This is a genomic window from Streptomyces sp. NPDC014889, from assembly GCF_043081205.1.
Classification (GTDB): domain Bacteria; phylum Actinomycetota; class Actinomycetes; order Streptomycetales; family Streptomycetaceae; genus Streptomyces.
Genome location: NZ_JBIBWH010000009.1, coordinates 276,966 through 299,018 on the forward strand (window position 1 = coordinate 276,966; position 22,053 = coordinate 299,018).

At 74.1% G+C, this 22,053-nt stretch carries 19 protein-coding genes; 6 read left to right on the forward strand and 13 right to left on the reverse strand.

The window, feature by feature from the left end:
- Positions 1 to 447: 447 nt before the first annotated feature.
- From ACF09J_RS20120 to ACF09J_RS20140, 5 genes are all read right to left on the reverse strand, one after another.
- On the reverse strand, positions 448 to 3,009 hold the full coding sequence (locus tag ACF09J_RS20120; protein ID WP_392306782.1) for an ABC transporter permease: 2,562 nt from the start codon (positions 3,007 to 3,009) through the stop codon (positions 448 to 450).
- Entirely contained in the window at positions 3,006 to 3,785 is a 780-nt protein-coding gene (locus tag ACF09J_RS20125; protein ID WP_392306783.1) for an ABC transporter ATP-binding protein, read from the reverse strand. Before ACF09J_RS20125 ends, ACF09J_RS20120 begins: the two co-directional genes overlap by 4 nt.
- The gene (locus ACF09J_RS20130; RefSeq protein WP_392306784.1) at positions 3,782 to 4,087 is read right to left on the reverse strand and encodes an SHOCT domain-containing protein; all 306 of its coding nucleotides are present in this window, start codon (positions 4,085 to 4,087) and stop codon (positions 3,782 to 3,784) included. Before ACF09J_RS20130 ends, ACF09J_RS20125 begins: the two co-directional genes overlap by 4 nt.
- Before the next feature lie 359 nt (positions 4,088 to 4,446).
- Positions 4,447 to 5,685, reverse strand: a complete 1,239-nt coding sequence (locus ACF09J_RS20135; RefSeq protein WP_392306785.1) for an ROK family protein — start codon at positions 5,683 to 5,685, stop codon at positions 4,447 to 4,449.
- A gap of 27 nt (positions 5,686 to 5,712) precedes the next feature.
- Positions 5,713 to 6,396, reverse strand: a complete 684-nt coding sequence (locus ACF09J_RS20140; RefSeq protein ID WP_392306786.1) for an alpha-ketoglutarate-dependent dioxygenase AlkB family protein — start codon at positions 6,394 to 6,396, stop codon at positions 5,713 to 5,715.
- A gap of 68 nt (positions 6,397 to 6,464) precedes the next feature.
- Here ACF09J_RS20140 and ACF09J_RS20145 point away from each other — a divergent pair, with 68 nt between their 5' ends.
- On the forward strand, positions 6,465 to 7,595 hold the full coding sequence (locus ACF09J_RS20145) for a methyltransferase (RefSeq protein ID WP_392306916.1): 1,131 nt from the start codon (positions 6,465 to 6,467) through the stop codon (positions 7,593 to 7,595).
- On the opposite strand, the gene ACF09J_RS20150 is transcribed toward ACF09J_RS20145, so the two are convergent.
- Positions 7,585 to 8,457 (reverse strand): ketose-bisphosphate aldolase, encoded by an 873-nt coding sequence (locus tag ACF09J_RS20150; protein WP_392306787.1) that lies wholly within the window; start codon positions 8,455 to 8,457, stop codon positions 7,585 to 7,587. The two genes, ACF09J_RS20145 and ACF09J_RS20150, sit on opposite strands and share 11 nt — an antisense overlap.
- Before the next feature lie 38 nt (positions 8,458 to 8,495).
- Positions 8,496 to 9,377 (reverse strand): SIS domain-containing protein, encoded by an 882-nt coding sequence (locus ACF09J_RS20155; RefSeq protein ID WP_392306788.1) that lies wholly within the window; start codon positions 9,375 to 9,377, stop codon positions 8,496 to 8,498.
- Between the two features lie 130 nt (positions 9,378 to 9,507).
- Between ACF09J_RS20155 and ACF09J_RS20160 the strand changes: the two genes are divergently transcribed.
- The gene (locus tag ACF09J_RS20160; RefSeq protein ID WP_392306789.1) at positions 9,508 to 10,287 is read left to right on the forward strand and encodes a DeoR/GlpR family DNA-binding transcription regulator; all 780 of its coding nucleotides are present in this window, start codon (positions 9,508 to 9,510) and stop codon (positions 10,285 to 10,287) included.
- A gap of 80 nt (positions 10,288 to 10,367) precedes the next feature.
- Here the strand turns inward: ACF09J_RS20160 and ACF09J_RS20165 are convergent, their stop codons facing one another.
- Positions 10,368 to 10,748 (reverse strand): luciferase family protein, encoded by a 381-nt coding sequence (locus ACF09J_RS20165; protein ID WP_392306790.1) that lies wholly within the window; start codon positions 10,746 to 10,748, stop codon positions 10,368 to 10,370.
- Between the two features lie 230 nt (positions 10,749 to 10,978).
- Here ACF09J_RS20165 and ACF09J_RS20170 point away from each other — a divergent pair, with 230 nt between their 5' ends.
- Positions 10,979 to 11,551, forward strand: coding sequence for a hypothetical protein (locus tag ACF09J_RS20170; RefSeq protein ID WP_392306791.1), 573 nt, complete (start codon positions 10,979 to 10,981; stop codon positions 11,549 to 11,551).
- A gap of 171 nt (positions 11,552 to 11,722) precedes the next feature.
- On the opposite strand, the gene ACF09J_RS20175 is transcribed toward ACF09J_RS20170, so the two are convergent.
- The 4 genes from ACF09J_RS20175 to ACF09J_RS20190 all read right to left on the reverse strand — a co-directional run bounded on the left by ACF09J_RS20175 (position 11,723) and on the right by ACF09J_RS20190 (position 17,405).
- Positions 11,723 to 14,236 carry an ATP-dependent Clp protease ATP-binding subunit gene (locus ACF09J_RS20175; protein ID WP_392306917.1) on the reverse strand — a complete coding sequence of 838 codons (2,514 nt, stop codon included), beginning with the start codon at positions 14,234 to 14,236 and terminating at the stop codon, positions 11,723 to 11,725.
- A 449-nt stretch (positions 14,237 to 14,685) separates the two neighbouring features.
- Positions 14,686 to 15,351 (reverse strand): response regulator, encoded by a 666-nt coding sequence (locus tag ACF09J_RS20180; RefSeq protein ID WP_392306792.1) that lies wholly within the window; start codon positions 15,349 to 15,351, stop codon positions 14,686 to 14,688.
- The gene (locus ACF09J_RS20185) at positions 15,348 to 16,583 is read right to left on the reverse strand and encodes a sensor histidine kinase (protein ID WP_392306793.1); all 1,236 of its coding nucleotides are present in this window, start codon (positions 16,581 to 16,583) and stop codon (positions 15,348 to 15,350) included. Before ACF09J_RS20185 ends, ACF09J_RS20180 begins: the two co-directional genes overlap by 4 nt.
- A gap of 132 nt (positions 16,584 to 16,715) precedes the next feature.
- Positions 16,716 to 17,405, reverse strand: coding sequence for a TetR/AcrR family transcriptional regulator (locus ACF09J_RS20190; protein ID WP_392306794.1), 690 nt, complete (start codon positions 17,403 to 17,405; stop codon positions 16,716 to 16,718).
- Between the two features lie 135 nt (positions 17,406 to 17,540).
- Here ACF09J_RS20190 and ACF09J_RS20195 point away from each other — a divergent pair, with 135 nt between their 5' ends.
- Positions 17,541 to 18,020 (forward strand): nitroreductase family deazaflavin-dependent oxidoreductase, encoded by a 480-nt coding sequence (locus tag ACF09J_RS20195; protein WP_392306795.1) that lies wholly within the window; start codon positions 17,541 to 17,543, stop codon positions 18,018 to 18,020.
- On the opposite strand, the gene ACF09J_RS20200 is transcribed toward ACF09J_RS20195, so the two are convergent.
- A complete protein-coding gene (locus tag ACF09J_RS20200; RefSeq protein WP_392306796.1) occupies positions 18,010 to 19,260 on the reverse strand; it encodes a geranylgeranyl reductase family protein in 1,251 nt (416 codons plus the stop codon). The genes ACF09J_RS20195 and ACF09J_RS20200 overlap by 11 nt on opposite strands.
- Positions 19,261 to 19,475: 215 nt before the next feature.
- Between ACF09J_RS20200 and ACF09J_RS20205 the strand changes: the two genes are divergently transcribed.
- Both ACF09J_RS20205 and ACF09J_RS20210 read left to right on the forward strand, forming a co-directional pair.
- Positions 19,476 to 20,831 carry a dipeptidase gene (locus tag ACF09J_RS20205; RefSeq protein ID WP_392306797.1) on the forward strand — a complete coding sequence of 452 codons (1,356 nt, stop codon included), beginning with the start codon at positions 19,476 to 19,478 and terminating at the stop codon, positions 20,829 to 20,831.
- A 159-nt stretch (positions 20,832 to 20,990) separates the two neighbouring features.
- The gene (locus tag ACF09J_RS20210) at positions 20,991 to 22,052 is read left to right on the forward strand and encodes a protein kinase family protein (RefSeq protein WP_392306798.1); all 1,062 of its coding nucleotides are present in this window, start codon (positions 20,991 to 20,993) and stop codon (positions 22,050 to 22,052) included.
- Position 22,053: the final 1 nt, after the last annotated feature.

A 22,053-nucleotide genomic window follows, 5' to 3' on the forward strand; every position in this document is an offset into this window, starting at 1 on the left:
CCGGATCCGCCGTGGTCGGCCGACCAGGAGGCCGGGCGGCCGGGCGGGACGGTGACAGGCCGGACGCCGTCGTGGGCCGTAGTCCGTCACGAGCCGAACGCCCTCACGGGCCGTAGACCCAGACGGGCTGTGTGCCACGACGGACCGTAGGCCACGACGGACCCGTAGGCCACGACAGGGCCGGGCGGTTACCCGGTCGCGTGCCGGTCACCGCGGGGCTCCGTGAGCGCGGGGTCCGCAGGGCCCGGGCCAGGCCATAGGCCACGACAGGCCGCCCGCGGACACCCGGTCGCGTACCGGTCACCGCGCGCCGCAGGGCTCCGGGACCGCCGAGGCCGCAGGCCAGGCCGGGCCGAACACCACGACAGGCCGCCCGCGGACACCCGGTCGTTTGCCGGTCACCGGTGAGTGTGGGGGCCGGAATCGCGGTGAGTCCGGCCCCGGTGTTCACTCGGTGGCGACGGCTCGCAGCACGTCCAGCCGGGCCGCGCGCCGGGCCGGGCGCAGTCCCGCGAGCCCACCCGCCGCGATCCCCACCAGTGCCACGACGAGGAGCTGCGTCGGCGGTACGGCGAAGGCGAACGCGGTGCCGCTCTCGCCGTCGGACGCCCTCACCAGAACCCAGCCGAGGAAGGCGCCCAGGGCCAGCCCGCCCGCCGTGCCGAACGCGGCGACCAGGACCGACTCCCAGCGGACCATGGCCCGCACCTGGGACCGGGTCTGGCCGACGGACCTGAGCAGACCGAGTTCGCGGGTCCGCTCGTGGATCGCCAGGGTGAGCGTGTTGGCGATGCCGAGGAGCGCGATGAACACGGCCAGGGCGAGCAGCGCGTAGACCAGCGTGAGCATCATGTCGATCGCGCCCGCCGAGGACCGCGCGTACTCGTCGCGGGTCTGCACCTGCGGATCGCCGTACCGGGCGGCGACCCGTTCGACGGCCGCCTTGCCCGCCTCCGCGCTCACACTGGGCCGGAGGGACACGGCGACGAGCCGGTCGGAGTCCTGGGCGCGGTGCGGGGCCCAGGCGGAGCGGCTGACGACGTAGTCGCCGGCGAGTTCGGACCGGCCGTAGACCGCGCGGACGGTGAAGGTCCGCGTGGTGCCGTCGGTGAAGGTCAGCCGTGTCCGGTCCCCGGTCGTCAGCCCTCGCCGGTCGGCCTCGTCGCGGGTGATGGCGATGCCGTCGGCGCCCAGGCCGTTCAGGGAGCCGCGCACGGTTCCGAGGTCGAAGGTGCGGGCGAGCGCGACCGGGTCGGTGACCGTCAGGGCCCGCCCCTCGCCGTCGACCTCGGCGACGCCCCGGCCGAGCCCGACGGCCGTGTCCACCTCGGGCAGCCGCTGGAGCGCCCCGGCCAGCCGGGGGCTCAGGCCGCTGCCGCCGGCCCCGAAGGAGGGGGTGCTCACGGCGAGGTCGCCCGCGAAGGACCGGGCGACGGTCTGGTCCATGGTGGCCTTGAGCGAGGCGCCGAAGACCGTGAACAGCGACACCACGGCGACCCCGATCATCAGCGCGCTCGCGGTGGCCGCGGTGCGCTTCGGGTTGCGCAGCGCGTTGCGCCGGGCCAGACCGCCGGTGATACCGGTCAGCCGGACGAGCGGGCTGCCGAGCAGGCGTACGGCGGTGGCGGAGGCGACCGGGCCGAGCACCACGAAGGCGGCCAGGGCCAGGACGGCGCCGACTCCGGCCGCCCACACGGACGGTGAGACCAGGACGCCGGCGAGGGTCACCGCGACGGCCGTGACCGCGAGGACCACTCCGGCCACCGCCCGGGCCCGGGAGGCGCCGGAGGTGTCGACGGCCGTCTCGCGCAACGCGGCCATGGGAGCGGTGCGGCCGGCCCGTACGGCGGGCGTCAGCGCGGAGCCGAGGCAAACCACGACACCGACCGCCGGCGGCAGTGCCATGGACAGCTGCTGGACGACCAGGCTGCCCTCGGGGAAGGGGAATCCGATCGCCGGGAACAGCGCCTGGAGCCCGGCGGCGATCCCGATGCCGCCCGCAAGACCGGCGCCGGACGCGGTCAGCGCGACGGCGCTCGCCTCGACGAGGGTGGCGGCGGTGACCTGACGGCGGGACGCGCCCAGCGCGCGCAGCAGCGCGTTCTCGCGGGTGCGCTGGGCCACGACGATCGCGAACGTGTTGTGGATGGAGAAGGTGGCCACCAGCAGCGCAACGCCGGAGAACACCAGCAGGAACGTGGTGAAGACGGTCAGGAACTGGCTGGAGACCATGTCCGTGTTCTCCCGCGCGACCTCCTGACCGGTGAGCGCCTCGATGCCCTTGGGCAGCACGGGCGTAAGCCGCCGCACCAGCTCGGCCTGGCTCACCCCGGGCCCGGCCCGCACCTGGATGCTCGCCGCCTCCCCGGGCCGGGCGGTCAGGTACTTCTCGGCGTCGCCCTGGGTCAGTCCGGTGAAGGTCACCTGCGCCATGCCGTCCTCGCCGCCGAAGGTCGCGAGGCCCACGATCGTCACCTCGACCGGGTCGGGGGTGCGCAGGGTCGTGGTGTCGCCGATCCGCAGGCCGCCCTTCTTCGCGGCGCCGCGGTTGACGACGGCCTCGCCCGGCTTCGCGGGGGCGCGCCCCTCGGCGAGCCGGTACGGGTTGAGTTCGGGGTCGGTGATCCAGTTGCCGGCGAGGGTGGGCGGGCCCTGGCCGCCGATGGGCTTGCCGTCGCGGCCGATGAGCTGGCCCGCGCCCTGGATGTCCGGGGCGGCGGCCGCGACTCCGGGGACCCGCTCGACGGTCCGCAGCAGCGCGGTGTCCACCGGCCGGCGTACGCCCTGGCCCTCGCCGGGCGCGGTGATGACGTCGGCGCTGCGGACGACGGCGTCCGTGCCGTCGGTCGCCTTGCCGAACATGGAGTCGAAACTGGCGCGCAGGGTGTCGCCCATGACCAGGGTCCCGGCCAGGAAGGCGACGCCGAGGAACACGGCGAGGAAGGTGCCGGCGAAGCGCCGCCTGTGGGCGCGCAGGGAGGAGAGGCTCAGGCGCACGGAGGCGTTCATGTGCGCACCTCGAAGGCTTTCATGCGGTCCAGGACCCGGTCGGCGGTCGGGGACTCCATACGGTCGACCAGGCGTCCGTCGGCGAGGAAGAGCACCTCATCGGCGTGGGCGGCGGCGACCGGGTCGTGGGTGACCATGACGACCGTGCGGTCCGTCTGCCGCACCGCGCGGCCGAGCAGGCCGAGCACTTCCTGGCCGGAGCGCGAGTCGAGGTTGCCGGTGGGCTCGTCGGCGAAGACGACGTCCGGGCGCGCGGCGAACGCGCGGGCCACCGCGACGCGTTGCTGCTGGCCGCCGGAGAGTTCGGCGGGCCGGTGGTGCAGGCGGTCGCGCAGCCCGACGACCTCGACGAGCGCGTCGATCCATTCGGCATCGCCCCGCCGGCCCGCCAGGTCGAGGGGCAGCGTGATGTTCTCGGCGACGGTCAGGGTCGGCACCAGGTTGAACGCCTGGAAGACGAAGCCGACCCGGTCGCGGCGCAGCAGGGTCAGCCGGCGGTCGTCGAGGCCGCCGAGTTCGGTGTCGCCGATGTACGCGGTGCCGGAGGTGAGGGTGTCGAGCCCGGCCGCGCAGTGCATCAGCGTGGACTTGCCGGAGCCCGAGGGTCCCATGATCGCGGTGAAGCGCCCGGCCGGGAAGGCGACGCTCACACCGTCCAGGGCCCGTACGGCGGTGTCGCCGGCGCCGTGGACCTTCACGGCGTCGACGACCCGCGCGGCCGTCCTGGCGGCGGACGTGGTGGGAGAAGGTGCCGTGGAGGCGGGCGTGGCGGTCACCGGGCACCGCCCGTGCGGCCGAACTGCTCCTCCAGCACCGACAGCCGGCGCCAGTACTCGTCCTCGTCGATCTCGCCGGAGGCGAAGCGGCGGCCGAGGACGGCGAGCGGCGAGTCGGCGGCGGGGCGCCCGTCCGGGCCGCGCCAGGGCCCGGTGCCCATGCCGCGCCAGGGTGCGCCGCGGCCGCGCCATGCGGTACGGCGCAGCAGGGTGACGGCGCCGACGGCGACGGCCGCCCAGATCAGCGGAAAGAAGAGGATCCACGGCCCGGGGCCGCCGTCCCAGTTCGCCAGGGTCTGCATCTTGGTTCATCTCCCTCGAGGGGTCTGCCGAGAAAGCCGCGGAGAGTTCTCCGGTGCCGCATCGACAGTGGCTCGGGGAGGGGGTCCGGGTCGTCGTACGGCCAGCGGCAGTACGGCTACCTCCCGGGGAGTACGGGGGCGTGCCGCGGCTGCTCCGTGCGGCATGCCTCGTCCTGTGGGGCGGATCCGGAGCGAGGCCGCGGTCCGGCGGGCGGGGGGGGGATGCCGCCTACCACGCGGGAAGTACCCGGGCCCGGCCAGGCCGCGTCAACGGGTCGGGGCTCGGGGGCGCGTGGAGGCGCGCGGTGACCGGGCGCCGTACGCGGGTGTGCGCCCCGCGGCTCCGGCGCCGGGTCAGGTCAGGGCAGGGCGGTCAGGGGGTCGTCGAGGACCGGCTGCCAGGCGAGTTCGGCGGCGCCGACCAGGCTGTTGTGGTCGAGGGTGCAGGAGAGGATCGGCACGACGCCGCTCTGGCCCCACAGACTGCGGCCGGCGACGACGGCGCGCAGGCGGTCGGGGGCCGCGTCGAGCAGGGCGCGATGCAGTCCGCCGAGGATGATCCGGTCCGGGTTGAGGATGTTCACCAGCCCGGCCAGGCCCAGGCCCAGGCGGTCGACGAGGGTCTCGACGGCCCCGCGGACGGCCGGGTCGTCGTAGTGGTCGCGGACCAGGTCCTCGGCCTGGCGCAGCAGGGACACCTCGGGGCCGCTCTCGCGGCCGGCGGCGGTGAGGAACGCCAGCGGGTCCGTCTCGACGTCCAGGCAGCCGCGGCTGCCGCAGTGACAGGGACGGCCCTCGGGGTTGACGGTGAGGTGGCCGACCTCGAGCGCCAGGCCCGAACTGCCCGTGTGCAGCCGCCCGTCCAGGACCAGGGCGCCGCCGACGCCCCGGTGCCCGGTCGCCACGCACAGCAGGTCGCGCGCGCCGCGCCCGGCGCCGTGCCGGTGCTCGGCGAGCGCGGCGAGGTTGACGTCGTTGGCGGCGAAGGCCGGTCCGGTGATCCCGGCGGCGCGCACGCACTGCGCGAAGATGCGGCGGACCGGCGCCCCGGCGGGCCAGTCCAGGTGGAGCGGGTTGAGGGCGAGGCCGTCCGGCTCGGCGACCGCGGACGGCACGGCGAGTCCGGCGCCGACGCAGCGCCGGCCGGTCGTGCGCAGCAGCTCGGCGCCCGCCTCGACGACGGAGCCGAGCACTTCGGCCGGGTCGGCGTCGACGGTCCCGCAGCCGGGCGCGGTCGCCACGATCCGGCCGCCGAGGCCCACCAGGGCGGCGCGGAATCCGTCGGCGTGCACCTGCGCGGCGAGGACGACGGGCCCCTCCTCGGCGACCGAGAGCCGGTGCGAGGGGCGCCCCTGGGAACCGGCCGCGGCGGCGGGCCGGGCGTCCACGCGGATCAGGCCCAGCGCCTCCAGTTCGGCGGCCACCGCGCCGGCCGTCGCCCGGGTCACCCCCAGCTCGGCGGTGAGGACGGCGCGGGTCGGCGCGCGCCCGGTGTGCACGAGCTCCAACGCGGGCCCGAGCGCGCCGCGCCCCCGGTCCAGCCGTGTCCTGGACGTGCTCCCTTCCCCCGGCGTCCGGGGGTCCACCTTGCCGCTCATGGGGGCGAGTCTCCCATGATCCGCACATCAGGTGATCAGCGACTCGTCCGGCGGGCCGGGCCAGAAGCCGCTCACCCTCAGAGTGATGTTCAGCCGCCCGGTCAGCCCCAACTCGGGCGGTGCCGTGCCCGGATGGACTCGCGGCACGCCGTGGTGGGCGAGGCGGGAGGGGCCGCCGAACACGAACAGGTCGCCGCTGCGCAGTTCGACGTCGGTCCAGGGCCTGGTGCGGGTCTCGGGGTTGCCGAAGCGGAACACGCACGTGTCGCCGAGGCTCAGCGACACCACCGGCGCGCCGGACTTCTCGTCGCTGTCGCGGTGCATGCCCATGTGCGCCTCGGCGTCGTAGAAGTTGATCAGGGCGATGTCGTACGGCGCGGGCCCCGCCGCGCCGGGGCCCAGGGCGTCGGTCACCGCGCCGCGGGCCAGCTCGTCCAGCCAGGCGGGGAACGGCTTCACCGGGGCGCCGTCGCCGTCGACGGCGGTGGCGGCGTAGCCGTACGGGTACCAGTGGCGGCCCAGGCAGACCTGCCGTGCGGTCATCGTGCCGCCGCCGGGCGTGCGCACCGTGCGCAGGCCGGCCGGCGGGCGGGCCCACTCGCGGCAGGCGGCGAGCAGCGCGCGCTGCCGGGCCGGATCCAGCCAGTCCGGCAGGTGCACGGCGCCCGGCGCGATCTGCCTGCGCTCGCGCGGGAACAGCTCGGCGTCCATGCCTCCCATCCTGCCGGACACGGCGTGAGCTGGGGTTCCGCTAGCCTTGACGGGCGATGAACGACCGTATGACCACACCGTGGGGCGAGCTCGAGCTCGCCCGGTTCCCGCAGGACCCGCGTGACCGGCTCCGGGCCTGGGACGCCGCCGACGAGTATCTGCTGGGGCACCTCGACGAGCAGGGCACCGACCTGTCCGGGACCGTCGTGGTCGTCGGCGACCGCTGGGGCGCCCTGGTCACCGCGCTGGCCGCGCACCGGCCGGTGCAGATCACCGACTCCTTCCTGACCCAGGAGGCGACCCGCGCGAACCTCGCCCGGTGCGGTGCGGAGCCCGGTGCGGTGCGCCTGCTGACCACGCAGGATCCTCCGCCCGGCCGGATCGACGTGCTGCTGGTGCGGGTGCCCAAGAGCCTGGCGCTGCTGGAGGACCAGTTGCTGCGCCTGGCGCCCGCGGTCCACGAGGGCACGGTCGTCGTCGGCACCGGGATGGTGAAGGAGGTCCACACCTCCACGCTGACGCTGTTCGAGCGGATCCTCGGCCCCACCCGGACCTCGCTCGCGCGGCGCAAGGCCCGTCTGATCCTCTGCGCGCCGGACCCCTCGCTGCAGCGGCCCGCGAACCCGTGGCCGCACACCTACACGCTGCCCGACGGCATCGGCGCCGCGTCCGGGCGGACCGTCGTCAACCACGCGGGCGTCTTCTGCGCCGACCGGCTCGACATCGGCACCCGGTTCTTCCTGCGGCACCTGCCGGACGGCGGCGCCCGGCGGGTGGTGGACCTGGGTTGCGGCAACGGTGTCGTCGGTACGGCGCTGGCCCTGGCGCACCCCGGCGCCGAGGTGCTGTTCACGGACGAGTCGTTCCAGGCCGTGGCCTCCGCGGAGGACACGTACAGGGCGAACGGCGTGCCGGGGCAGGCCGAGTTCCGGGTCGGCGACGCGCTGGCCGGGGTGCCGGCCGGCAGCGTGGACCTGGTGCTGAACAATCCGCCCTTCCACTCGCACCAGGCGACCACGGACGAGACGGCCTGGCGGATGTTCTCCGGGGCGCGGCGCGCGCTGCGCCCCGGCGGGGAGCTGTGGGTGATCGGCAACCGCCACCTCGGCTACCACGTCAAGCTGCGCCGGCTGTTCGGCAACAGCCGGCTCGTCGCGAGCGACCCGAAGTTCGTGGTGCTGCGGGCCGTCAAGAGGTAGCCGCGGTACGGCGTGCGCCGATCACGCCGATGAGCCGCCGCACCTCCCCCACCATGGCCTCGCGGCCCACGCCGAGGTACTTGCGGGAGTCGACGGCCTCCGGGTGGGCGGCGAGGAAGTCGCGGATCGCGGCGGTCATCGCGATGTTGAGGGCGGTGCCGACGTTGACCTTGGCGATGCCCCCGGTGACGGCGGCGGTCAGTTCGCCGTCGGGGACGCCGGAGGAGCCGTGCAGGACGAGCGGCACGTCCAGCGCTCCGGCGAGCCGTTCGATGAGGTCGTGGTCGAGGGCCGCGGTGCGCTCGGTCATGGCGTGGGTGTTGCCGACGGCCACGGCCAGGGCGTCCACCCCGGAGTCGGTGACGAACGCGTGCGCCTCGGCGGGGTCGGTGCGCGCGCCGGGGGCGTGGGCGTCCAGCGGCGGCGCGCCGTTCTTGCCCCCGACCTCGCCCAACTCGGCCTCGATCCATAGCCCTTGGGCGTGCGCCCAGGCCGCGGCCGCGCTGGTCGCGGCGAGGTTCCGCGTGTACGGCAGCCGGGAGGCGTCGTACATCACCGAGCTGAAGCCGGCGTCGGCCGCCTGGCGCAGCAGGTCGTCGCTCTGCACGTGGTCGAGGTGCAACGCGACGGGCACGGTGGCGCGTTCGGCCGCCGCGGCGGCGGCGCGGGCGAGCGGCAGTAGCCGTCCGTAGCGGAAGGAGACGGCGTTCTCGCTGACTTGGAGGACGACGGGTTCGCCGGCCGCCTCGGCCCCGGCGACGACGGCCTCGACGTGTTCCAGCGTGATGATGTTGAAGGCGACGACTGCGGAGCGCGCGGCGGCGGCGCGGGCGACCAGCTCGCCGGTGGCTGCAAGCGGCACGGTCTGTCCTTTCCGGTGCCGGATGGGGTGACGGGACGTCAGGGGGCGAGGATCACCGAGCGGGTGAGGTGGCGGGGCCGGTCCGGGTCGAGGCCGCGGGCCGCGGCGACGGCGACGGCGAGCCGCTGGGCGCGGACCAGTTCGGCGAGCGGGTCGAGTTCGCCCTCGATCCACAACCCACCCGTGGCGCGCACCTGTTCGGCGAGCCCTTCCGGTGCCCGGCCGAGCATCCAGGTGGCCGTGCCGTCGGTGGTGACGCTGATGGGCCCGTGCCGGTACTCCATGGCCGGGTAGGCCTCGGTCCAGGACAGCGAGGCCTCGCGCATCTTCAGTCCGGCCTCGTTGGCCAGTCCGACGGTCCAGCCCCGGCCCAGAAAGGTGAACTGCGTACAGGCGACGAGCTGTTCGGGCAGCGGCCCGGACAGGGCGGTGCGGGCGTCGACGACGACCTCGTCGGTGTGCAGGCCGAGGTGGGCGCGCAGCAGGGTGAGGGCGGTGGTCGCGAACCGGGTCTGCACCACGGAGCGTTCATCCGCGAAGTCGAGGACCACGACCTCGTCGGCGGCGTCCATCACGGGGGTACGGGGGTCGGCGGTGACCGCCGTCGTCCGGGTGCGCCCCTTCAACTCCCCCAGCACGTCGAGCACTTCGGTGGTGGTGCCGGAGCGGGTAAGGGCGACGACCCGGTCGTAGGAGCGCTCGTGGGGGAACTCCGAGGCGGCGAAGGCGTCGGTCTCCCCCTGCCCCGAGCCCTCGCGCAGCGCGGCGGCGGCCTGGGCCATGAAGTACGACGTGCCGCAGCCGACGATCGCGACCCGCTCCCCCTGCGCGGGCAGGGCCCGGCCGTGGACGGCGACGTCGGCCGCGACGCGGGCCCAGCACTCGGGCTGGCTGGTCAGTTCGTCCTCGACATGGCTCATGGCCCCTCCTCCTACTCGCCCCCGAATGCATTTTCATGCACGATAGCGCCGAATTTCGAGCACAATCAAGCATCTTGCGGCGTGCAGGGTGCGTTAAGGTCGCGAAGGACCGAGGGAACGGAGGAGGCGGATGTCACGCGACGCCCGCTGGAAGGCGCTGCTGGAGCTGCTCGTCGAGCGCGGCCGGCTGGACGTCGAGGACGCGGCGTCCGTACTGGGGGTGTCGGCCGCGACCATCCGGCGGGACTTCGACCAGCTCGCCGAGCAGCAGATGCTGGTCCGCACCCGGGGCGGCGCCGTGGTGCACGGCGTCTCCTACGAGCTGCCGCTGCGGTACAAGACCGCCCGCCACGCCTCCGAGAAGCAGCGGATCGCGAAGGCGGTCGCGGAACTCGTCGCGCCCGGCGAGGCGGTCGGCCTGACCGGCGGCACGACGACCACGGAGGTGGCCCGCGCCCTGGCGGTGCGCGCCGACCTCGCCTCCGGCTCCCCGGCGCTGACCGTGGTGACCAACGCGCTCAACATCGCCAACGAGCTCGCCGTCCGGCCCCAGTTCAAGATCGTGCTGACCGGAGGGGTTGCGCGGCCGCAGTCGTACGAGCTCATCGGGCCGCTGGCGAACGGGGTGCTGAGCCAGGTCACGCTCGACGTGGCGGTGCTCGGGGTGGTCGGCTTCGACGTCGTGCACGGCGCGGCGGCGCACGACGAGGCCGAGGCCGCCGTCAACCGGCTGCTGTGCGAGCGCGCCGAGCGTGTCGTCGTGGCCGCCGACTCCAGCAAGCTGGGCCGGCGGGCCTTCGCCCGCATCTGCGCGGCCGGGTCGGTCGACACGCTCGTCACGGACGCGGCGGCGGGGCCGGAGACGGTGCGCGGGTTCGAGGAGGCGGGCCTGCGGGTGCTGACCGTCTGACGGCCCCTGTCCCGCACCGGCGTCGCGGGCGACGCCTGCCCGGCTTCGGCGTCACGGGCGACGCGCGTCCCGTTCCCGCCTCACAGCCGCACGAAGCCCACACCTCGGACGTCGTTGCAGCCGCAGGGCGTGGTCCGGCCGTCGTCCGGCGGACCCTGCTGTGCCTTGAGCGCCACGCTCATCAGACTCATCAGCAGATCGACGTCGGCCGAGCCGTCGAGGCGGACCGTCACCCACGAGGAACCCGGCACAACGCGGATCGCGGCGAAGCGCCGCAGGTCGCGCTCCAGGCGGCGGATCGCCCGGACGGTCAGGCGGAGGTCGACGTCCCGGTCGGAGTGGAAGTGGGCGATCTCCCCGCCCACCGAGCTGAGCGCCTGCCCGTTGCCACAGCTCGGCACCGCCTCCGTGAGGTCCGGCCAGGTTGCCAGCTGGGAGAGAGCGCGCGCGGCGAGCGTCATGGTCCCATCATGGCGTGCTCACCGTACGGCAACGGCCCTGTGAGAAAGCCTTAACCGATCCGTGTCCGAAAGGCCCGGCGCGCCCGTCGGCCCGCGCGCCTCACGGCGGTCCCACGGGGGTCGGCCCGTGCCACCGGCTGTCCCTTTCCTGGCTCCCCGCAGGCCTTGGACCGCCTCTGAGGGGCACACTGGCAGTAGGGGCCATCGATGCTCACGAGGGGGTGTCGAAGGTGACACGTCGTGCGGGAGTCCGGCTGTGGCGATGGCGGCGCAATCCGCTCAGGCGGACCAGTGACGTGGTCGAGGCGTGGATCCTGCTCGTCGCCTGGGTCCTGGCCGTGGCCTGCGGTGTGCTCGCGGGTGTGCTGACGGCGGGCGCGATGCAGCAGGCCGCGGAACGGGTCCGCGCCGGCACCCGCTCGGTGCCGGCCGTGGTGACCCAGGAGGCGACGCGCGGGGCGGTCCGGCCGGTGGGCGGCGCCCTGGGGTGGGGCACGGTCCGCTGGACGGACGCGAACGGCTCGGCGCACACGAGCCGGACCAGGGTCCCGGTCTCCGCGACTCCCGGCGACCACGTCACGGTGTGGACGAACGGGCAGGGCACGCTGGTGCCCCCGCCGGCCTCGTCGGCCGACATCGCCTTCCAGACGACCCTGGCCGGCCTCTGGGCGGGAACGACCAGCGCGGGCGTCGTCATCGGCGGGGCCAAGCTGGCCCGGACCCGGCTCGACCGCCGGCGCTTCGCCCAGTGGGACGACGAGTGGGCGCGCGTGGACACACCCTGGGGCTGGAAGACCGGCTGACGGCGGGGGGAGCACGGGACGGGCCGCCTCCGCGGTCGGCCAGCACCTGAAGAACCCCTCGCGCACGCTGGAGTCGCGCGGGCTGGCGCGCCGCACCGGGCACCCCACCGCGACGGCCGGCTCGTCCTGCTCCCGCTCAGCGCCGAGGACGAGGAGTTCATGAGCCGGCCGTCAGGTCATCCGGCCGGGGACCTCCGGGCGTTCGACCCGGCAGACCAGGGCGTCGTTCACGACGTCCGCGACGATCGTGTCGCCGGGGTCGGCCGAGTCGCTCAGCAGCAGGGAGGCGATGCGGTTGTCGAGTTCGGCCTGGATGGTCCGGCGCAGCGGACGGGCGCCGAACTCGGGCTGGTGGCCGTGGGCGACCAGCAGTTTCTTCGCGGCGTCGGTGACCTCCAGGTCCAGGCCCTGGGCGCGCACCCGGCGGCGGCTGTGGTCCAGGAGCAGGTCCAGGATCCGGCCGAGGTCGTCCTCGCTGAGGCCGTGGAAGATGATGATGTCGTCGATGCGGTTGAGGAACTCGGGCAGGAACCGTCCGCGCAGGTCCCCCATCAGCTGGTCCTTGATGGCGGAGACGTCCCCGTGGTGGGCGAGGATCCGCTGGGCGCCGATGTTCGAGGTCATGATGACCACGGTGTTGCGGAAGTCGACGGTACGGCCCTGGGCGTCGGTGAGCCGACCGTCGTCGAGGACCTGGAGCAGCGTGTTGAAGACGTCCGGGTGGGCCTTCTCCACCTCGTCGAAGAGCAGCACGCTGTAGGGCTGGCGGCGCACCTTCTCGGTGAGCTGGCCGGCCTCCTCGTGGCCGACGTAGCCGGGCGGGGCCCCGACGAGCCGGGAGACGGTGTGCTTCTCCTGGAACTCGCTCATGTCGAAGCGGACCATCCGGTCCTCGTCCCCGAACAGCAACTCGGCGAGCGCCTTGGCCAGTTCGGTCTTGCCGACGCCGGTGGGGCCGAGGAACAGGAACGAGCCGACGGGCCGGTTGGGGTCGCTCATGCCGGCGCGGCTGCGGCGCACCGCCTGCGCGATCGCGGTGACGGCCTCGTCCTGGCCGACGACCCGGGAGTGCAGCGCGTCCTCCAGCTTGAGCAGCCGCTCCTTCTCGCTCTCGGTGAGCTGGGCGACCGGGATGCCGGTGCGCCGGGACAGCACGTCGGCGATGTCGTCGACGGTCACCTCCAGCACGCCCTCGCGGCGTTCGGCGAGACCCTCCAGCTCCGTCTCCACCTCGGCGATCCGGTCCTTGAGCTCGGAGGCCCGTTCGAAGGCCTCGGCGGCGACGGCCTGGTCCTTCTCGCGGCGCAGCTTGGCCAGCCGGTCCTCGCGCTCGACGACCTCGGTGGACCGGCCCAGGGACCGCAGGCGCACCCGGGCGCCGGCCTGGTCGAGCAGGTCGATGGCCTTGTCGGGCAGGAACCGGTCGGTGACGTAGCGGTCCGACAGCTCGGCCGCGGCGACGAGCGCGTCGTCGCTGTAGCGGACCTGGTGGTGGGCCTCGTAGGAGTCGCGCAGCCCCTCCAGGATCTGCACGGTCTCCTCGACGGTCGGCTCGGGCACCATGACGGGCTGGAAGCGGCGCTCGAGGGCGGCGTCCTTCTCCACGTACCGGCGGTACTCGTCGAGGGTGGTGGCCCCGACGACGTGCAGTTCACCGCGGGCGAGGGCCGGCTTGAGGATGTTGCCCGCGTCCATGGAGCCTTCGCCGGTGGCGCCGGCGCCGACGACGGTGTGCAGTTCGTCCAGGAACAGGATCGTCGACTCGGAGGCCGCCTTGACCTCGTCGATGACGTTCTTCAGCCGCTCCTCGAACTGGCCCCGGTACTGGGCGCCCGCCACCAGGCCGGTGAGGTCCAGGGCGACCACCCGCTTGTTCTCCAGGGTCTTCGGCACGTCCCCGTTGACGATCCGCTGGGCCAGCCCCTCGACGATCGCGGTCTTGCCGACGCCCGGCTCGCCGATCAGGACGGGGTTGTTCTTGGTGCGGCGGGAGAGGACCTCGACGGTCTGCTCGATCTCCGCGGCCCGCCCCACCACCGGGTCCAGTTTCGCGGCACGGGCCTCCTCGGTCAGGTCGCGCCCGTACTGGTCCAGGGTCGGGGTGTCGCTCGGGGACCGCTCGGCCCCGCCGGGCGCCGTGTCGGGGCGGGAGGCGGTGTCGGCGCTGCGGCGCAACTGGTCCGTCTCGATGCCGTGGGCGCTGAGGGCGCGGGCCGCGGCGGCGCCGGGGGTGTCCAGCAGCGCGCCGAGGATGTGCTCGGGGCCGATGTACGACACTCCGGCCGCCCGGGAGTGCTCGAAGGCGCGCAGCAGCACCCGCTTGGCGGCCGGGGTCAGGCCGGGCTGCGCGGAGGGGGTGCCGCTCTCGCCGGGCAGCGCCTCGGCAAGGGCCGCGCCGAGGCGGTCAGGGTCGGCTCCGGCCTGGGCGAGCAGGCCGCGGGCGGGCTCCACCTGGGTGCACGCCCAGAGCAGGTGCTCGGTGTCCAGGTCGGAGCTGCCGTCCTCGGCCGCCCTTCCGGTGGCCTGGTTGATCAGCTCGCGCGCGGAGTCGGTCAGCAGCCGTCCGATCGGCACCCGCTGCACCTGCGGGGGCGCCGCGCCCGGCGTCATGCCGAAGAAACGGTTGAGGATCTCGGAGAACGGGTCCGGGCCGCCGAAGGAGGCACCGAAGGGGGACATCGTCATGATCGCCGTCCGGAACGTGGGCAATGGAGTCACCTTCTAGCCCAACCCGCCGAATGGAGTACCGCAACGCGACCTACGCCGGTCCGGTGCCGCCGCCTCCGGCGGAGACCGCGCCGTACCCCCCGCCGTGGCCCGCCCGTCCCCCCCGGCGGCGGGCGCCGGCCCGCCGAACGGACGGGGCCCGCCGCCGCGGCGCTGGTCCGTCCCCGGGTGGCGAGTACCGGGGGCTGCCGCGTCATACGGCCGCGGTGCGGGGGTGTGCCGCAGGCATCGCACCGTCGCGGACGCCCGCACGTCACTGCGCCGGACGGCCGATCCTCAGCGCCGCCGGGCCGGGCACCGCCTGCTCGAGACGCCGGTCGCGGCGACCGCCACCGTGGGGTGCCGCGCCAGCGCCCTCGGTGTGGACCGTGTGACCCGCCCCGGGCCGCGTGCACCGCACGGGGTGGTCAGCCCAGCCAGCCCGGGCGCACCAGGCCCGATTCGTAGGCCAGGACGACCAGTTGGGCGCGGTCGCGGGCGCCGAGTTTGACCATGGTGCGGCTGACGTGGGTCTTGGCGGTGAGGGGGCTGACGACCAGGCGGCGGGCGATCTCCTCGTTGGACAGGCCGATACCGACCAGGGCCATCACCTCACGTTCGCGTTCGGTGAGCTGTGCGAGGGCGCCGGCGGCCGCCGGTTTCTTGGAGCGGGCGGCGAACTCGGCGATCAGGCGACGCGTCACGCCGGGGGACAGCAGGGCGTCACCGTCGACCACCGCCCGTATCGCGCGCAGGAGTTCGTCGGGTTCCGTGTCCTTGACCAGGAAGCCGGAGGCGCCCGAGCGGATCGCCTCGAAGACGTACTCGTCGAGCTCGAAGGTGGTGAGCATGACCACCTTGACGTCCTTCAGCCGCGGCTCGCCGGTGATGCGGCGAGTCGCGGCCAGCCCGTCGAGCAGTGGCATGCGGATGTCCATGAGCACCACGTCGGGGCTCAGCTCGCGCACCTTGCGCAAGGCCTCCTCACCGTCCGCGGCCTCCCCGGCGACCTCGATGTCCGGCTGGGCGTCGAGCAGCGCCTTGAAGCCGGCCCGTACCAGCGACTGGTCGTCGGCCAGCAGTACCCGGATCACCGGTTCTCCTCCTCGGTCGTCAGGGGCAGCACGGCGAGCACCCGCCAGCCGCCGTCGGGGCGCGCGCCCGCGTCGATGGTGCCACCGAGCGCGGCGGCCCGCTCCCGCATCCCGGCCAGGCCGTTGCCGCTGCCGCCGGCGTCCGCCCCGGTGGCGGGCCCGTCGTCGTCGACGCGCAGCCGCAGCGCCCGGCGGTCGTGGTCGAGGCGGACACGCGCGTGCCGCGAGCCCGAGTGGCGTACGACGTTGGTGAGCGCCTCCTGGACGATACGGAAGGCGGCGAGGTCCGTGCCGGGCGGAAGGCGGGGCGGTGTCCCCTCCAGCTCGACGGTGAGCCCGGCGGCCGCCGCCTGGTCCACCAGCTCGGACAGCCGGCCCAGGCCCGGCGCGGGAGCTCGCGGGGCATCGCCGGGGGTGCGCAGGGTGCCGAGCACCTGACGCACCTCCCCCAGCGCCTCCTTGCTGGCGGCCTTGATGGTGGCCAGCGCCGTGCGCGCCTGCTCCGGGTCGGTGTCCAGCAGGGCGAGTCCGACGCCGGCCTGGACGTTGATGACGGAGATGCTGTGCGCGAGGACGTCGTGCAGTTCACGGGCGATCCGCAGCCGTTCCTCGTCGGCCCGCCGCCGGGCGGCCTGGGCGCGCTCGGCGCGTTCCTTGGCCCACTGCTCGCGGCGCACGCGGGCCAGCTCCGACACCGCGACGACGGCCACCACCCAGGTGGCGACGGCCAGTTCCTGCCCCCAGGAGGCGGCGGTGTCCCCGGGCGGGGGCAGCCAGCGGTACAGCCAGAGCGAGATCACCGCGTGCGCGGCCCACAGGGAGCCCACCGCCGCCCACGCGGCCCTGCGGTGCCCGGCGACGACGGCGCTGAAGCAGCTGATCACGACGGCCAGGAAGACCGGTCCGTACGGGTATCCGGCGGCGTAGTAGACGAGGGTGGTCGCCGCCGTGCCGCACACCACGAACGCCGGATACCGCTTGCGCCACAGCAGCATCCCCGAGGTCACGAGCAGCAGCGCGAACCCGAAGGCGTCCAGGGGCTCCCGGTGGGCGTGCTGGTTGTGTGCCGAGAAGTGCGTACCGACGAGCACGAAGGCGGTGAACAGCGCCGTGGAGAGCCACGGCCGGCGGCGGCCGGGCTCCGCCTCCTCGTCTGCGGCGCGGTGCCACCACGGGGGGCCGTGCCGCCACCACTGCGGCGGGCCGCCCCGGCGTACGCGCTGCTCCGTCATGACCGCCACGCTAGACGCCCGGCGCCGCCGGGGGCGTCACCCGGGCGAGGTGATCACGCGTACTCCCCGGGAAGTACGCGCCTCCCGCGAGGGGAGGACGCGCCACGCAGGTCCGGCCGGCCCCGGCAGCGGTCAGGCCTCCAGCCCGATCCCGTGCGCGAGCCGGACCACCGCGTGCCGGAAGAACGGCTCGCGCTCCTCCACCACCCGGTTGAACTGCCCGAACAGCTCGAACCCGACCAGCCCGAACAACTGCGCCCACGCGGCGACGAGCGCGGCCCCCACCTCGGGCGGCAGGCCGGGCGCGAGGTCCGCGGTCATCCGCTCGGCCTCGGCCCGCAGCTCGGCGGGCAGCGGCGGCCCGGTCAGCCCGTCCCGCTCGTGGGCGTCGCGCACGATGCCGATGAGGACCAGTCCGACGCGGGCCGCGGCCGGGACGGTCGTCATCGGGGCGGTGTATCCGGGCACGGGAGTGCCGTAGATGAGGGCGTACTCGTGCGGATGCGCGAGCGCCCAGCGGCGCACCGCCTCGCACACGGCGGTCCAGCGCTCCAGGGGCTCGGCGCCGGACGCCGCCGCGTTCGCCGCCTCCGCGGCCTCGCCCACGGAGTCGTAGGCGTCGATGATGAGCGCGGTCAGCAGGTCGTCCCGGCTCGGGAAGTACCGGTACAGCGCGGAGGACACCATGCCGAGCGCGCGGGCCACGGCGCGCAGCGAGAGTTTCGCGGCGCCCTCGGCCGCGAGCTGTCTGCGGGCCTCGTCCTTGATCGCGGCGGTGATCTCCGTCCTGGCCCTGGCGCGGGCTCCCTGTGCGGTCCTCATGGGGACCAGTGTTCCATGAATTCGGAGCACTGCACACAAAAGAGAGCACCGCTCTTGCATTGGATCGCCGATCCACCCCACACTGTTCATCGAGCGAGAGCACTGCTCTCCCGAACCGAACCCGTGGGGGTCACCATGTCGTCTTCTTCTTCGCCCGCTTCGCCTTCCGCGTCGCCGTACTACCTCAAGGGCAGCCCGACGGCCGTCCGTCTCAACGGCGTCATCGGCTGGCTGGCCCGCCGCGGGCTGAGCCTCGCCGGCTCGGCCGAGCTGACGGTGCGCGGCCGTACGAGCGGCAAGCCGCAGCGCATTCCGGTCAACCCGCACACCTACGAGGGCGCGCAGTACCTCGTCTCGGCGCGCGGCCACTCCCAGTGGGTGCGCAACATGCGCGCGGCGGGCGGCGGGGAACTGCGCGTCGGGCGCAAGGTCCGCGAGTTCACCGCGGTGGAGCTGCCCGACGCCGAGAAGCTGCCGGTCCTGCGTACCTATCTGGAGCGGTGGGGCTGGCAGGTCGACGGGTACTTCAAGGGCGTCACGGCGAAGTCCTCCGACGAGGAGATCGCCGCGGCCGCCCCCGACCACCCGGTCTTCCGCATCACGGTCAGGAACTGACCGGGGCCCCGTCCTCGGCGGCGGGCGGGGCCGGCCGCCGGTCCAGCGCGGTCAGGGCGCGGTGGGCCATGGGGTGGGTGCGGACGAGCTCACCGAGCGAGGTCGAACCCTGCGTGATCTCCTTGAACGCCTTCCAGGCGGGCCGGAAGCCGGTCAGGACGGCGTGGAAGATCCCGGGCCGGCGCTCGAACACCGCGAGCATCCGCTTGCCCACGGCCATCTCCACGCCCAGGCCCGCCTTGATGGCGAACGCGTAGTTCAGTGCCTGGCGCCGGGTGTCCACCGCGTCGTGGGCCTCGGCGACGCGCACCGCCCACTCCCCCGCAAGCCGCCCGGACCTGAGCGCGAAGGAGATGCCCTCGCGCGTCCACGGCTCGAGGAGTCCGGCCGCGTCCCCGCACACCAGCACCCGCCCGCGCGAGAGCGGCGAGTCCTCGGCACGGCAGCGGGTCAGATGCCCCGAGGAAATGCTCGGTTCGAACCCGGCCAGGCCGAGGCGGGCGATGAAGTCCTCCAAGTACCGCTTGGTGGCGGCGCCTTCGCCGCGCGCCGAGATCACCCCTACGGTCAGCGTGTCCGCCTTGGGGAAGACCCAGCCGTAACTGCCCGGCATCGGGCCCCAGTCGATGAGCACCCGCCCGCGCCAGTCCTCGGCGACGGTCTCCGGCACCGGGATCTCCGCCTCCAGGCCGAGGTCCACCTGGTCCATCTTCACGCCGACATGGGCTCCTATCCGGCCGGCGCTGCCGTCGGCGCCGACCACCGCACGCGCGAGCACCGTCTCACCGCCCTGGAGCACCACGGCGACCGTGCGCCGGTCCGGCACCGCCGAACCGTGCTGCTCGACCCGCGAGACAGCGGCGCCGGTCCGCAGCTCGGCGCCCGCCTTCTGCGCGTGCTCGACCAATTGCTGGTCGAACTCCGGCCGGTTGATCAGCCCGAACAGCATCTGCCTGGAGCGGCGGGTGCGGGTGAAGCGGCCGTTGTGTGAGAAGGTCACCGCGTGCACGCGGTCCTTCAGCGGGAGCTCGAAGCCGGGCGGCAGCGAGTCGCGCGAGGGGCCGATGATCCCGCCGCCGCACGTCTTGTACCGGGGCAGCTCCGCCTTCTCCAGCAACAGCACGCGCCGTCCCGCGACCGCTGCCGCGTAGGCGGCCGAGGCCCCCGCGGGTCCCGCGCCCACCACGACGACGTCCCACACCCGCTGCACGTCGTCCGCCGAAGAGTTGTCGCTGCTCACGATGGTCTACCGCTCCCGATCAAGCCGCCTGCCGCTGCTGTCCCACGCATCCTACGGCGGCCCCGGCGGTGGGCCGCTGTGGGAGGATCAGCAGCGTACGTGCCGCGTACACGGGGTCGCGCCTACGCTGACACGATCATCCGGAATACAGAAGTGCTCGGAAGTATCTTCCCCATACTCACGAGTTCTCCTTCGCACCTACAAGGAGCCTGCCCATGTCGTCGAATCCGGTCGCGGAGACCGTCGCGTCCCTGATGCCCAGGGCGCGGGCGGAACTCGCCGAGCTGGTGGCCTTCCGGTCGGTGGCGGACTTCGACCAGTATCCGAAGAGCGAGAGCGAGGGCGCCGCGAACTGGATCGCGGACGCGCTGCGCGCCGAGGGCTTCACGGACGTGGCGCTGCTCGACACTCCGGACGGCACCCAGTCGGTCTACGGCTACCTGCCCGGTCCGGAGGGGGCGAAGACGGTCCTGCTCTACGCCCACTACGACGTGCAGCCGCCGCTGGACGAGGCCGGCTGGACCAGCCCGCCCTTCGAGCTGACCGAGCGTGACGGCCGCTGGTACGGGCGCGGCGCCGCCGACTGCAAGGGCGGCCTCATCATGCACCTGCTCGCCCTGCGCGCCCTGAAGGCCGACGGGGGCGTCCCGGTCCACGTCAAGGTGATAGCCGAGGGCTCGGAGGAGCAGGGCACCGGCGGCCTGGAGCGCTACGCCGAGGAGCATCCCGAGCTCCTCGCCGCCGACACCGTCGTGATCGGCGACACCGGCAACTTCCGCGTCGGCCTGCCCACGGTCACCAGCACCCTGCGCGGCATGACCCTGGTCCGGATCCAGGTCGACACGCTGGAAGGCAACCTGCACTCCGGCCAGTTCGGCGGTGCCGCCCCGGACGCGCTCGCCGCGCTGATCCGGGTCCTCGACTCGCTGCGCGCCGAGGACGGCTCGACGACCGTCGACGGCCTGGCCGGCGACTCCGTCTGGGACGGCCTGGCCTACGAGGAGGAGCAGTTCCGCAAGGACGCCAAGGTGCTGGACGGCGTGGAGCTGATCGGCTCCGGCACGGTCGCCGACCGCATCTGGGCCCGCCCCGCCGTCACCGTGCTCGGCATCGACTGCCCGCCGGTCGTCGGCGCCACCCCGTCCGTGCAGGCCGGCGCCCGCGCCCTGGTCAGCCTGCGGGTGCCGCCGGGCGTCGACGCGGGCGAGGCGACCAAGCTGCTCCAGGCCCACCTGGAGGCCCGCACCCCGTGGGGCGCCCGGGTGCGCACCGAGCAGATCGGCCAGGGCCAGGCGTTCCGCGCCGACACCACCAGCCCGGCCTACCGGGCGATGGCCGACGCGATGGCGGTCGCCTACCCCGGCCAGGACATGCAGTACGCCGGTCAGGGCGGCTCCATCCCGCTGTGCAACACCCTCGCCGCGCTCTACCCGCAGGCCGAGATCCTGCTGATCGGCCTGAGCGAGCCGGAGGCGCAGATCCACGCCGTGAACGAGAGCGTCTCTCCCGAGGAGCTGGAGCGCCTGTCGGTCACGGAGGCCCTGTTCCTGCGCAACTACGCGGCGAGCTGACCCTCCGCGCTGCCCGCGGCCCGGGCCCCCGCCGTGCGGTGGGGGCCCGGGCCGCGGACGCGCTCACGACAGCCTCGGCTTCGACTCCCTTGCCCCGGTGGGCCGTTCCCGAGGCAAAAGAGGCTGACGGGCACCCGTCGTCCGGCTGAGGATGGGATCATGGACCTCTCCACACGTATCGCGGCCCACGCCGGCATCTCCACCACGCTCTCGCTCCTCAGCGACGACGAACTCGCTCAACTCCTGGCGGGCGGCGAGCCGTTCGGCACCGGCATCGGCGGCCGTTCCGCGATCGTCGACGTGGACGGCCACCAGGTCTTCGTCAAGTACGTGCGCCTGACCGACGTCGAACGGCGCCCCGGCCATCTGCGGTCGACCGCGAACCTCTTCGACCTGCCGCCCTACTTCCACTACGGCATCGGCAGCCCCGGACTCGGGGCGTGGCGGGAACTCGCCGCGCACCGCATGACCACGAACTGGGTGCTCTCCGGCCGCTTCCCCGGCTTCCCCCTGCTGCACCACTGGCGGGCGCTGCCCGACACGCCCGGACCGATGCCGGAGCTGCTGGCCGACGTGGAGCGGACCGTCGCCTACTGGGGCGGTGCCCCGCAGGTGGAGCACCGCGTCGAGGCCCTGCGCACGGCCACCGCGAGCCTGATCCTGTTCCTGGAGTACGTGCCGCACACCGCGGACGACTGGCTCGCCGCCCGGCTGCACGGCGACGCGGCGGACAGCGCCTGCGAGTTCGTCGAAGCCGGTCTGGAGGCCCTCACCGGCTTCCTGCACGAGCACCGGCTGCTGCACCTGGACGCGCATTTCCACAACATCCTCACCGACGGCACCCGGCTGTACCTCTCCGACTTCGGTCTCGCGCTGAGCGACCGGTTCCGGCTCACCGAGCGGGAACGCGACTTCTTCGGCAGGCACCGGGGCTACGACCGCGCCTACACCGTCACGCACCTGGTGAACTGGCTGGTCAACGCCCTGTACACCTACGACCTGGAGGAGCGCCGCGCCTTCGTCCGCGCCTGCGCCGAGGGCGCGCGGCCCGAGGGCGTGCCGCCGGCGGCCGCGGCGCTCCTGACCCGTCACGCGCCGGTCGCCGCGCGCCTGAACGCCTTCCACGACCGCCTGCGCAAGGAGAGCAGGCTGACCCCCTATCCGTACGAGGAACTGGACGGCGCCTGCGACAGCTCCGTCCCTGCAGCGCGTTCCGCGTAGG

Excerpts from the sequence above, each read along its gene's own strand:
- ACF09J_RS20155 (WP_392306788.1), bottom strand. The coding sequence starts at position 9,377 with ATGAGCCATGTCGAGGACGAACTGACCAGCCAGCCCGAGTGCTGGGCC.
- ACF09J_RS20190 (WP_392306794.1), bottom strand. The coding sequence starts at position 17,405 with ATGAGGACCGCACAGGGAGCCCGCGCCAGGGCCAGGACGGAGATCACC.
- ACF09J_RS20205 (WP_392306797.1), top strand. The coding sequence starts at position 19,476 with ATGTCGTCGAATCCGGTCGCGGAGACCGTCGCGTCCCTGATGCCCAGG.
- ACF09J_RS20185 (WP_392306793.1), bottom strand. The coding sequence starts at position 16,583 with ATGACGGAGCAGCGCGTACGCCGGGGCGGCCCGCCGCAGTGGTGGCGG.
- ACF09J_RS20120 (WP_392306782.1), bottom strand. The coding sequence starts at position 3,009 with ATGAACGCCTCCGTGCGCCTGAGCCTCTCCTCCCTGCGCGCCCACAGG.
- ACF09J_RS20135 (WP_392306785.1), bottom strand. The coding sequence starts at position 5,685 with ATGAGCGGCAAGGTGGACCCCCGGACGCCGGGGGAAGGGAGCACGTCC.
- ACF09J_RS20165 (WP_392306790.1), bottom strand. The coding sequence starts at position 10,748 with ATGACGCTCGCCGCGCGCGCTCTCTCCCAGCTGGCAACCTGGCCGGAC.
- ACF09J_RS20140 (WP_392306786.1), bottom strand. The coding sequence starts at position 6,396 with ATGGACGCCGAGCTGTTCCCGCGCGAGCGCAGGCAGATCGCGCCGGGC.
- ACF09J_RS20210 (WP_392306798.1), top strand. The coding sequence starts at position 20,991 with ATGGACCTCTCCACACGTATCGCGGCCCACGCCGGCATCTCCACCACG.
- ACF09J_RS20145 (WP_392306916.1), top strand. The coding sequence starts at position 6,465 with ATGACCACACCGTGGGGCGAGCTCGAGCTCGCCCGGTTCCCGCAGGAC.
- ACF09J_RS20195 (WP_392306795.1), top strand. The coding sequence starts at position 17,541 with ATGTCGTCTTCTTCTTCGCCCGCTTCGCCTTCCGCGTCGCCGTACTAC.
- ACF09J_RS20160 (WP_392306789.1), top strand. The coding sequence starts at position 9,508 with ATGTCACGCGACGCCCGCTGGAAGGCGCTGCTGGAGCTGCTCGTCGAG.
- ACF09J_RS20130 (WP_392306784.1), bottom strand. The coding sequence starts at position 4,087 with ATGCAGACCCTGGCGAACTGGGACGGCGGCCCCGGGCCGTGGATCCTC.
- ACF09J_RS20175 (WP_392306917.1), bottom strand. The coding sequence starts at position 14,236 with ATGACGATGTCCCCCTTCGGTGCCTCCTTCGGCGGCCCGGACCCGTTC.